Consider the following 10908-nt stretch of genomic DNA (forward strand, 5'->3'; position numbering starts at 1 on the left):
GGGCGCTTCGCAGCCGAAGATGCTGCGGGTCGCCGCGCGTCACGCCGACGAGTGGAACATGCCGAGCACGGCGCCGCAGGAATGGGCGGCCGCCAACAGCGGGCTCGACGATGCGTGCGCAGCGGAAAACCGTGACCCGGCGTCGATCCGGCGGGGCGTGCAGTTGTTCCTGCACCCGCAAGACCCGGATCAGGTCGACGCGCAACTCGACTCCGTCGCCGAATACTCGCGACTCGGTTGCCAACACGTCGTGCTGTCCTTCTACCAGCCACCCGACGACGAGTTGCTCGCCCGCTGCGCGGAACTGGTGTGATCACACGGCTTTCGAGCCGGGTGCGCCTTCCTGTTCGACGGCCTCCGTCTCCAGCGGCGCCGGCCCGCGGCGTGACCGCCGCATCCGCGCCTCGACCCGCGTCGCCACCCACGACAACGTGAAGTTCACGCTGATGATCAACAGCGCGACGACGATCAGGGCGGGCAGCAGGTTGCTGTATGCGGTGCCCATCTGCACGCCCTGGCGCACGAGTTCGAGGAACGTGATCACGTAGCCGATCGCGGTGTCCTTGAGCACCACGACCAGTTGGGAGATCAACACCGGCAGCATCGAGGTGATCGCTTGCGGCAGAAGGATCGATCGCATCGTCTGGCCCCACGTCAGGCCGAGGGCGAACGCCGCCTCGGACTGTCCGCGGGGGAGCGCGTGCACCCCGGCCCGCACGATCTCGGCGATGACCGCACCGTTGTACAGCGTCAGCCCGGTGATGACGGCGGCCAGCGCCAACTGCTTGGACGGGAACACGTCGTAGGCCGCGTACAGCGCGAACGCGAACAACATCATGATCAGCACCGGTACGGCGCGGAAGAATTCGACGATCACCGCGCTGGGCCAGCGGATCACTCCGTGCGTCGAGAGCCGGCCCACGCCCAGCAGCAGACCGAGTATCAGCGCCAGCACGATTGACACCGCGGCCGCCGTCAGCGTGCCCTGCACACCGGGCAGCACGTACGTCCGCCACAGATCGGCCGTCAGGAACGGTTTCCACTTGGCCGCCGTGAGCTGATCTTTGGCGGCCATCTGGGCCAGCACCGCGAGCAGCACCAGCGCGGTGACGACGATGACGACCCCCGACACCACCCAGTTGCGCACCCGCGCCCGCGGCCCGGGCGCGTCGAACAGAACCGAAGCCGAGCTCATCGGTTGACCGCCAACCGTTTACCGAGCCAGCCGAAGAACAGCCCGGTCGGCAACGTGAGGACGACGAAGCCGGCCGCGAAGATCGAACCGACGGCCAGGATCGCGGCGGTGTTCTCGATCATCTCCTTCATCAGCAGCGCGGCCTCGGCTACACCGATCGCCGATGCGATCGTGGTGTTCTTGGTCAACGCGATCAGCACCGAGCCCAGCGGAATGATCACGGCGCGAAAAGCCTGCGGCAGCAGGATGAGTCGCAGGTTCTGGCCGAATGTCAAGCCCAGCGACCGGGCGGCCTCGGCCTGTCCCAACGGGATGGTGTTGACCCCGGAGCGCACCGTCTCACAGACGAACGCCGCCGTGTACACCGCCAACCCCAGCACCGCCAACCGAAAGTTGCTGTCCTCGATCGACGTTCGCGAATTCGGGTCGACCAGGGTGATCCCCATGGTGCCGGCCAGCCCGAACGAACAGAACAGGATGATCAGCGTCAGCGGGGTGTTGCGCACCACGTTGACGTACGTCGTTCCGAGCCACCGGAGTACGGGCACCGGCGCCAGCCGCATCGCGGCCAGGATCGTGCCCAGCACCAACGCCCCGATTCCGGCGTAGACCGTCAGCTGGATCGTCGTCCAGAACGCCTCGGCGATCTGGCCGACGGTGTAACCCGGGAGGACCTCCACATCACCTCCTCGCGCGCCGGAGGCTCGTCAGCCCTGGTTGATCTGCGGCGGTTGCGGCGCGGGAATGCCCGCGGCCCCGAGGTTTTCGTCCCACGCCTTCTTCCAGGCGCCTTCCTGCTCCATCTTGGCGAGCGCGTCGTTGATCTGCGTTTGCAGCTCGGTATCGCCCTTCTTCAAACCGACCCCGTAACGCTCTTCGGAGAAGGTGCCGCCGACGACCTTGAACGCGCCCGGGCTCTGGGCCGCGTAGCCGGCGAGGATCACCTCGTCGGTGGTCACCGCGTCGATCGCGCCGTTCTTGAGCGCCTCGATGCACGCCGAGTACGTGTCGTACTGCTGCAGCTGCACCCCGGGAAACTTGTCCTTGATCCGTTGGGCCGGTGTGGAACCCGAGACCGAACACAGCTTCTTGTTGTTCTCCAGCGACGCCTCGCCGGTGATGTCGGTGTTGTCCGCGCGCACCAGCAGGCTCTGCCCGGTGATCAGGTACGGGCCCGCGAAGTCGACCTTCTTCTGGCGCGCATCGGTGATCGAGTACGTCGCGACGATGTACTTCACCTGACCGTTCTGGATCAGCGTTTCGCGCTGACCGGAAGGTGCTTCCTTCCACTCGATCTTGTCCTCGGGATAGCCGAGCTGCTGCGCGACGTACTTCGCGACGTCGACGTCGAATCCGCTCAGCGTGCCGTCGGGGTTTCGCAGCCCCAGCCCCGGCTGATCGAACTTGGTGCCGATGATGATCTTGTCGCTGTCGTCACCACCGCAGGCCGTGGCCGCCAGTGGCAGCGCGATGGCGAGCGCAAGTGCCCCCACGAGGCGCTTGGAGATCGATGGCATTCGAGATTCCTTTCGACTAATGGTGAAGGATCTTGCCGAGAAAGTCCTTGGCACGGTCGCTTTGCGGATTGGTGAAGAACTGGTCGGGGGTGGCCGCTTCGACGATCGCGCCGTCGGCCATGAACACCACGCGGTGCGCCGCACCGCGGGCGAACCCCATCTCGTGCGTGACGACCAACATCGTCATGCCGTCCTTGGCCAGCGACGTCATCACGTTGAGCACTTCGTTGATCATCTCGGGGTCCAGCGCGCTGGTCGGCTCGTCGAACAGCATCACCTTGGGGTTCATCGCCAGCGACCGCGCAATCGCCACCCGCTGCTGCTGGCCGCCGGACAGATGTGCCGGATACTTGTCCGCCTGATTCGCGATGCCCACCCGGTCGAGCAGCTCCATCGCCCGCTCACGCGCCTCGGCCTTCGACTTCTTGCGCACTTTCATCGGCGCCAGCGTGACGTTCTCGAGGATCGTCTTGTGCGCGAACAGGTTGAAGGACTGAAACACCATGCCCACGTCGGACCGCAGCTGCGCGAGTTCGCGTCCCTCCTGCGGCAGCACCTCGCCGTCGATCGTGATCGTGCCCGAATCGATGGTTTCGAGCCGATTGATGGTGCGGCACAACGTCGACTTTCCCGAGCCCGACGGTCCCAACACCACGATCACCTCGCCGCGCGACACCTCGAGGTCGATGTCCTTGAGCACGTGCAGGGTGCCGAAGTGTTTGTTGACTCCCGAGAGCGAGATCATGGGCACGCTCGACCGACCCGGATCGACCTCTTTCCCATCCGACCCGCTGGTCTCCATGGGTGCAGACCTTACCGAGGGAAGGGCCTGCCTGCCCGGAACTCGAGAATCCGCCCGGATCGCCGGACCGGCCGGTCCGTACCATGGGGCCGTGACTTCGATGGTGACGCGAGACGGGACGGCCGGGCAGGCCGTTAGCCCGCACGCGACCGACGAGTCCTCGAGTGAGTCGGCCACCGCCGCGCGCACCTACCAGGTCCGTACGTACGGCTGCCAGATGAACGTGCACGACTCGGAGCGGCTCGCGGGATTGCTGGAGGGCGCCGGGTACCAACGCGCCGCCGAGGGCGAGGACGCCGACGTCGTCGTGTTCAACACCTGCGCGGTGCGCGAGAACGCCGACAACAAGCTCTACGGCAACATCAGCCACCTGGCGCCGCGCAAACAGGCCAACCCCGACATGCAGATCGCCGTCGGCGGCTGCCTGGCGCAGAAAGACCGCGCCACCGTGCTGCGCCGGGCGCCCTGGGTCGACGTCGTGTTCGGCACGCACAACATCGGCTCGCTGCCCACGCTGCTCGAGCGGGCCCGGCACAACCGGGCCGCCCAGGTGGAGATCGTCGAGGCGCTGCAGGAGTTTCCGTCCGCCTTGCCGGCCGCGCGCGAATCCGCTTACGCCGCTTGGGTGTCGGTGTCGGTGGGCTGCAACAACACCTGCACGTTCTGCATCGTTCCCGCCCTGCGCGGCAATGAGGTCGACCGCAGGCCCGGCGACGTGCTCGCCGAGGTGCAGACGCTCGTCGACCAGGGTGTCCTGGAGATCACGCTGCTCGGCCAGAACGTCAACGCATACGGCGTGTCTTTCGCCGATCCCGCCGAACAGCGGGACCGGGGCGCGTTCGCGAAACTCCTGCGGGCCTGCGGACGCATCGACGGACTCGAACGGGTGCGGTTCACCTCACCGCATCCCGCGGAGTTCACCGACGACGTGATCGCCGCGATGGCCGAGACTCCGAACGTCTGCCCGACGCTGCACATGCCGCTGCAGTCGGGTTCGGACCGCATCCTGAAGGCGATGCGGCGGTCCTACCGCGCCGAGCGCTACCTCGGCATCATCGACCGCGTCCGCGCCGCGATTCCGCACGCCGCAATCACCACCGACCTGATCGTGGGCTTTCCTGGGGAGACCGAGGACGACTTCCAGGCCACCCTCGACGTCGTCGCGCAGTCGCGGTTCGCCAGCGCGTTCACCTTCCAGTACTCCAAACGACCCGGTACCCCGGCCGCGGAGCTCCCCGATCAGGTGCCGAAAGACGTTGTCAGCGAACGCTATCAGCGATTGATCGACCTGCAGGAGCGGATCTCCCTCGAGGAGAACCGGGCGTTGGTCGGCAGCACGGTGGAGGTTCTGGTGGCCGCGGGTGAGGGCCGCAAGGACGCGACGACCGCCCGGATGTCGGGCCGGGCGCGCGACGGCCGACTCGTGCACTTCAACCCGGATCGACTCGACATCCGGTCCGGTGACGTCGTGACCACGACCGTGACCGGGGCCGCGCCCCACCATCTGATCGCGGATTCGGCCGTGCACACCCACCGTCGCACCAAAGCGGGTGACGCCCACGCCGAAGGCAAGCGCCCGCGCACCGGCGTCGGGCTGGGCATGCCGGGCATCGGCGCGCCGACGACGCCCGTGACCTCGTCGACGGGATGCGTCCGGTGACCACCCCCGACAACAACGGTTTCGAGGATTTCAAGGGCGATATCGAGGCCGCGGAGCGCCGCGTCGCACGGGAGATCGACCCCGGCGCACGCGCCCTGGTGATCGCGATCGGGGTGTTCGTCCTGCTGGTGTCGTTCATCCTGCCGCACACCGGCGACGCCCGCGGTATCGATGTGCTCGTCGGCGGCGATACCGCGACCCGCGAGGGGATCACGCTTCCGCTGCGCGTATTCGCTTGGCTGGTACTGGTATTTGGCGTCGGCTTCTCGATGCTCGCGCTGCTCACCCGGCGCTGGGCGCTGGCCTGGATCGCGCTGGCCGGCTCGACCGTCGCGACGCTTCTGGGGCTCTTGGCGGTGTGGTCGCGCCAGACCGCCCCCGACCGCTACCCCGGACCGGGAATCGGGCTCGTCCTCGCCTGGATCGCGATCGCGGTGGTGACGTTCCACTGGGCCAGAGCGGTGTGGGCGCGCACCGCGCTGCAGCTGGCCGCCGAAGAGGAACGTCGTAAGGCGGTCGCCGAGAAGCAGAAGAGGGGTCTGCTCGACAACTTCGACGACCCCGACAAGCCCGAGGGTCCGACCGGCCCGGACAACCCGGGCGTCTAGCCCGACTCTCTGCGCTACGCGAGATCTACACCAGGGTCGTGATCTCGGCGAATTCACAGCCCTGGTGTCGATTTCGCGAGATGAAAGCCCCGAGAGCTAGCGCGTCTTGCCCAGCGCCTCGGCGGCCGCATCCGCCCACTGCCGCCACTGCTCAGCGTTGACGCGCGCCTCCGCGGCGTCCTTCTCGCGTCCGGCAGCGGCGGCCTTCTCCGCCTGACGCTCGTATTGCTCTGCGCGGGCGCGGAACTGGTCGGCACGCGCCTGAGCCTCCGGGTCGACGCCGTGCGTCGGCGCCTCGCGGATCTTCTTCTCCACCGCGCGCAGGCGCCGTTCCAACTCGGGGGCCCGCTCGCGGGGCACCTTGCCGATGGCGTCCCACTTATCGCCGATCACCCGCAGCGCGGCCCTGGCCGCGTCGAGGTCGGAGGTGTCGAGCTTCTCCGCCTCGGCCAGCAGGGCCTCTTTGGCCTCGGCGTTGGCGCGGAACTCGGCATCGCGCTCGGCGCTGGCCGCGTTGCGCGCACCGAAGAACTGGTCCTGTGCGGCCTTGAACCGCTGCCACAGCGCGTCGTCGACGTCTTTGGCCGCGCGGCCCGCCGCCTTCCATTCGTTGAGCAGTTCGCGGAACGCCGCGCTCGTGGGACCCCAGTCCGTCGAGTCGGCCAACCCCTCGGCACGCTGGCACAGCGCCTCTTTGGCCTGCCGGGCACCGGCACGTTCACGGTCGAGTTCGGCGAAATGCGATCCGCGCCTGCGGTTGAACTGTTCGCGCGCCGCCGAATACCGCTTCCACAGGGCGTCATCGGTTTTGCGGTCCAGCCCGGTGATCGTGCGCCACTCGTCGAGGATTTCCCGCAGCCGGTCGCCTGCTGCCTTCCACTGGGTGGAGTTGGCGGCGATGTCCTCGGCCTCGGCGGCCAGCGCCTCCTTGCGGGCGGTCTGGGCGGCGCGCAACTCCTCGCGCCGGGCCTTCTCGGCTTGAGCGGTCTCGTCGGCGTGGTTGATGATCGCCTGCAGACGTTCGGCGATCGCGTCGACGTCGCCGAGCACGTGCGCCGTCGGCAGGGTCTCGACCAGCGACTGGGCGGCCGCCTTGATCTTGCGGGCGTCCCCGGTACCGGACTCGAGCCGGCTCTCCATCAGCGCGACCTCGGTTTGGAGATCGTCGAAGCGCCTGCCGAAGTGCGCGTAGGCGGCCTCGGTGTCGCCGGCCTGCCACGATCCGATGATCCGTTCGCCCGAGCCGGTGATCAGCCACACCGTGCCGTCAGGGTCGACGCGGCCGAACCGGTGCGGATCGCTGGTCGGGGGCGCGACCACCGTCGGCCCTGGTCGGCTCGGCCGCGGCACGGGTCCGGGACGCGGCGGTCCGGGCCGGGGAGCGGGTTTCGGCGAGGAGGACTGGCCCCCTGGCTGGCTGGTCGTCATGTCCGTAATCCTCGTGCCCTCCGCGGCGTGCCGCGTACCTGCCGCGCAACGCGGCGCCTGTTCGCTGTCCGACGCTATTGAAACAGGTCGCCGGGGCACGTGCGCACAGCTTTCCGCGATGACCTGCCTAGGCTCGTGCGACAACCTACGGAAGGACTGCGATGGCCGGTGTCGGCGATGGGGTGGATCTGGCCGTCGTCCTCGCGCTCGGCGCCGCCGTTTTCATCGCGATCGGCGACGTTATCCACCAGCGGCAGGCCCACGAGGTCACCGACGAACCCGTCGGCCACCTCGAGCTGTTCACCCGGCTGCTGCGCGACCGGCAGTGGTGGCTGGGGAGTTTCGTGGCCGCCGCCGGGTTCGGGCTGCAGGCCGCCGCGCTCGGCCTGGGCTCGGTGCTGCTGGTCCAGGCGCTGCTGGTCACCTCGCTGCTGTTCGCTCTGCCGATCAACGCCCGGCTCTCGCATCGCAGGGTGACCCGGTGGCAGTGGATGTGGGCGGTGCTGCTGGCCGCATCGGTGGCGGTGATCGTGACCGTCGGCAACCCGACCGCCGGCCAGTCCCGGGCCTCCTGGGAGACCTGGACCGCGGTGGTCGTGGTGTTGGGGCCGGCGTTGGTGCTGTGTGTCATCGGCGCCAACCTCTGGAAGGGGCCGGTCAGCGCGGTGCTGCTGGCGCTGGTGTCCGGCGCGCTGTGGGGGCTGTTCGCGGTGCTGACCAAGGGCGTCGTCGACCGTCTCGACGACGGGCTGGAAGCCGTGCTGCGAACCCCCGAGCTCTACGTCTGGGCGGCCGTGGCGGTGGCGGGCACGGCGTGGCAGCAGGCATCGTTCCGGGCCGGATCGTTGACCGCGTCCTTGCCGACGATGACCGTGGCCGAACCGGTGGTCGCGTCGGTGCTCGGCGTCGTCGTGCTCGGCGAGATGCTGCGGCCGGGCGAGGCCGGACTGCTCACGTTGATCATCGCGGTGGGGGTGATGGTGATTTCGACGGCCGCGCTGGCCCGCAGTGAAGCCGCCACCGCCGCCCAGCCCGCACCGCATTAGCGTGGACGGCGTGCTGAGCGCCATCGCGATCGTCCCGTCGGCACCGGTCATGGTGCCCGAACTCGCCGCAGGCCCCGCGCCCGAGCTGGCCGATCTGCGCGACGCCGTGTTCACGGCCGTGGCGGGGCTCCCGGCGCGGTGGATCGCCGTCGGGGTGGGGCGCTCGGATCAGAGTTTCGGTCCGCACCACAGCGGGACCTTCGCCGGTTACGGCGTCGACCTGCAGGTCACGCTGTCCTCGGAGGCCGCGAGCGACCCGGTCGCGTTGCCGCTGTGCGCGCTGATCGCCGGCTGGGTGCGCGGTGCGGCCCGCGCCGACGCGTCCGTCGAGGTGCGAGTGTTCGCCGATGACCACGGCGCCGACGCCGCGTTGGCCCGCGGCGAGCGGTTACGCGCCGAGATCGACGACGCCGGTGACGCCGTCGGGGTGGTCGTGGTCGCCGACGGCGCCAACACGCTGACCCCGGCCGCGCCGGGAGGCTTCGACCCCGACTCCGTCCCCGTACAAGCCGCGCTGGACGACGCGCTGGCCGGTGGCCGGACCGAACCGCTCACCCGGCTGCCCGACGCCGTGGTCGGCCGGGTCGCGTACCAGGTGCTGGCCGGCCTCGTCGGCACCGGACCCCGGTCGGCCAAGGAGCTGTACCGCGGCGCACCCTACGGCGTCGGCTACTTCGCCGGCCTCTGGCAGCCGCGATGAGCGCACGCCAACGATGACGCGTCCGATCGCGGTCATCGGACCGACCGGGACCGGCAAATCGGCGCTGGCGTTGGACGTCGCCGAGCGCGTGGGCGGCGAGATCGTGAACGCCGACGCCATGCAGATGTACCGCGGCATGGACATCGGAACCGCGAAGTTGACCGTCGACGAGCGTCGTGGAATCCCGCACCACCAGCTCGACGTCTGGGAGGTGACCGAGACCGCGAGCGTGGCCCGATACCAGCAATCGGCCGCCGCCGACATCGAAGCCATCCTCGAACGCGGCGCGGTCCCCGTGGTCGTGGGCGGGTCGATGATGTACGTCCAATCGCTGCTCGACAACTGGACCTTCCCGGCCACCGATCCGGCCGTTCGTGCCCGCTTCGAGCAGCGGCTCGCCGAAATCGGGGCGACCGCCCTGCACGGGGAACTGGCGCGCGTGGACGCCGATGCCGCCGCCTCCATTCAACCGACGGACGGCCGGCGCATCGTGCGCGCGCTCGAGGTGGTCGAACTGACCGGTCAGCCGTTCGCCGCCTCGTTCCCCGCCATCGGCGCACCGCGCTGGGACACCGTCATCATCGGGCTGGACTGGGACACAACACATCTCGACAATCGCCTGGCGAAACGCACCGACAAGATGTTCGCCGACGGACTGGTCGACGAGGTGCGCGCGCTGTTGAGATGCGGGCTGCGCGACGGGGTCACCGCCTCGCGGGCGCTGGGCTACGCGCAGGTGCTCGCCGACCTCGACGCCGGCGGCGACGGGTCCGCAGCGCGCGAGCCGACCTTCGTCGGCACCCGCCGCTACGTGCGCCGGCAGCGGTCCTGGTTTCGCCGCGACCACCGCATCGTGTGGCTCGACGGCGCCGGCTCGGGCCTCGTCGAGGAGACGCTGCGGGTGTGGCGGGACGTACCCTGAACACGTGAGGTTCGCCAAGGGACACGGCACGCAGAACGATTTCGTGCTGCTGCCCGACCTCGACTTCGAGCTGACGCTTGCCCCGGCGGTCGTGACGGCGCTGTGCGACCGGCGCCGCGGCCTGGGCGCCGACGGTGTGCTGCGCGTGACCACTGCGGCGGCAGCGCAGCGGGCCGGGCTGTTCGAACAACTGCCGGAGGGCGTTGCGGGCGAGAACTGGTACATGGACTACCGCAACGCCGACGGATCGATCGCGCAGATGTGCGGCAACGGGGTTCGGGTGTTCGCGCACTACCTGCGGGCCAGCGGCCTGGAGAGCCGCGACGAATTCGTCGTCGGGTCGCTTGCCGGTCCGCGGTCGGTGGTGCTGCACCACTGGGATTCGACAAGCGCCGACGTCGCCGTCGAGATGGGCAAGGTGAACCAGCTGGGCACCGGCGAGGCGATCGTCGGCGGCAGGCCGTTCGCGGGCCTGGCCGTCGACGTCGGCAACCCCCACCTGGCGTGCGTCGATCCCGACCTGACACCCGAGGAGCTGTCCGCGCTGGACGTCGGGGCGCCGGTGTCCTTCGACACCACCCAGTTCCCGGAGGGCGTGAACATCGAGGTGCTGACCGCGCCCGTCGACGGCGCGGTGTCCATGCGTGTGCACGAACGCGGCGTCGGCGAGACCCGGTCGTGCGGGACGGGCACCGTTGCGGCCGCGGTCGCCGGGCTGGCGTACTCCGGTGCCGCCACGGGAAGTCTCGACGTCCGGATTCCGGGCGGCGAGGTATCGGTCACCGTCACCGACGCCAGTAGTTTTCTGCGCGGCCCGTCGGTTCTGGTGGCGCACGGGGAGTTGTCCGAGGAATGGTGGAGCGTTGCGCAACGTTAATTGGGGTGCATGAAAAGTGAACTCCGTGCGAATCTTTATTCGCCTATGACGTATCCCGATTCCCCCATTCGCAGCACCCCGAGCGCGGGTGAGCTGGCCCTCGAAGACCGCACGGCGCTGCGCCGTGTGGCCGGTTTGTCGACCGAGCTCGCC

Annotated in this window: 11 protein-coding genes and 1 pseudogene; 7 read left to right on the forward strand and 5 right to left on the reverse strand. The window is 69.1% G+C overall.

Annotated features, from left to right (window positions below):
* Positions 1-313, forward strand: a pseudogene (locus A5698_RS18915) (LLM class F420-dependent oxidoreductase); the annotation flags it as partial.
* Here the strand turns inward: A5698_RS18915 and A5698_RS18920 are convergent.
* From A5698_RS18920 to A5698_RS18935, 4 genes are read right to left on the reverse strand one after another with little or no spacing between them, the layout of a single operon-like run.
* A complete protein-coding gene (locus A5698_RS18920; RefSeq protein ID WP_068300006.1) occupies positions 314-1195 on the reverse strand; it encodes an amino acid ABC transporter permease in 882 nt (293 codons plus the stop codon).
* A complete protein-coding gene (locus tag A5698_RS18925; RefSeq protein WP_068300008.1) occupies positions 1192-1875 on the reverse strand; it encodes an amino acid ABC transporter permease in 684 nt (227 codons plus the stop codon). The genes A5698_RS18920 and A5698_RS18925 overlap by 4 nt, the downstream gene beginning before the upstream one ends.
* Before the next feature lie 27 nt (positions 1876-1902).
* On the reverse strand, positions 1903-2712 hold the full coding sequence (locus A5698_RS18930; protein WP_068300011.1) for a glutamate ABC transporter substrate-binding protein: 810 nt from the start codon (positions 2710-2712) through the stop codon (positions 1903-1905).
* Between the two features lie 16 nt (positions 2713-2728).
* Complete coding sequence (locus tag A5698_RS18935) at positions 2729-3457, reverse strand: amino acid ABC transporter ATP-binding protein (protein WP_068300014.1); 729 nt, start codon at positions 3455-3457, stop codon at positions 2729-2731.
* 157 nt (positions 3458-3614) lie between these two features.
* Here A5698_RS18935 and miaB point away from each other — a divergent pair, with 157 nt between their 5' ends.
* Positions 3615-5174, forward strand: coding sequence for a tRNA (N6-isopentenyl adenosine(37)-C2)-methylthiotransferase MiaB (gene miaB / locus A5698_RS18940; RefSeq protein ID WP_068300022.1), 1560 nt, complete (start codon positions 3615-3617; stop codon positions 5172-5174).
* Positions 5162-5782 (forward strand): Rv2732c family membrane protein, encoded by a 621-nt coding sequence (locus A5698_RS18945; protein WP_068300015.1) that lies wholly within the window; start codon positions 5162-5164, stop codon positions 5780-5782. Before miaB ends, A5698_RS18945 begins: the two co-directional genes overlap by 13 nt.
* A gap of 96 nt (positions 5783-5878) precedes the next feature.
* On the opposite strand, the gene A5698_RS18950 is transcribed toward A5698_RS18945, so the two are convergent.
* Positions 5879-7210 (reverse strand): DUF349 domain-containing protein, encoded by a 1332-nt coding sequence (locus A5698_RS18950; RefSeq protein ID WP_084792521.1) that lies wholly within the window; start codon positions 7208-7210, stop codon positions 5879-5881.
* Between the two features lie 161 nt (positions 7211-7371).
* Between A5698_RS18950 and A5698_RS18955 the strand changes: the two genes are divergently transcribed.
* Genes A5698_RS18955 through dapF form a run of 4 tightly spaced genes read left to right on the forward strand, consistent with a single transcriptional unit; the run spans position 7372 to position 10755 of the window.
* Entirely contained in the window at positions 7372-8256 is an 885-nt protein-coding gene (locus A5698_RS18955) for a DMT family transporter (protein ID WP_067089969.1), read from the forward strand.
* A 10-nt stretch (positions 8257-8266) separates the two neighbouring features.
* Positions 8267-8956: a class III extradiol ring-cleavage dioxygenase family protein gene (locus A5698_RS18960; RefSeq protein ID WP_067090215.1), complete on the forward strand. Its 690-nt coding sequence runs from the start codon at positions 8267-8269 to the stop codon at positions 8954-8956.
* Positions 8957-8969: 13 nt separating this feature from the next.
* Positions 8970-9878, forward strand: a complete 909-nt coding sequence (gene miaA / locus A5698_RS18965; RefSeq protein ID WP_067089966.1) for a tRNA (adenosine(37)-N6)-dimethylallyltransferase MiaA — start codon at positions 8970-8972, stop codon at positions 9876-9878.
* 4 nt (positions 9879-9882) lie between these two features.
* Positions 9883-10755 (forward strand): diaminopimelate epimerase, encoded by an 873-nt coding sequence (dapF, locus tag A5698_RS18970; RefSeq protein WP_068300020.1) that lies wholly within the window; start codon positions 9883-9885, stop codon positions 10753-10755.
* Positions 10756-10908 lie beyond the last annotated feature (153 nt).

It is taken from the genome of Mycobacterium sp. E136, from assembly GCF_001666865.1.
Lineage (GTDB): Bacteria > Actinomycetota > Actinomycetes > Mycobacteriales > Mycobacteriaceae > Mycobacterium.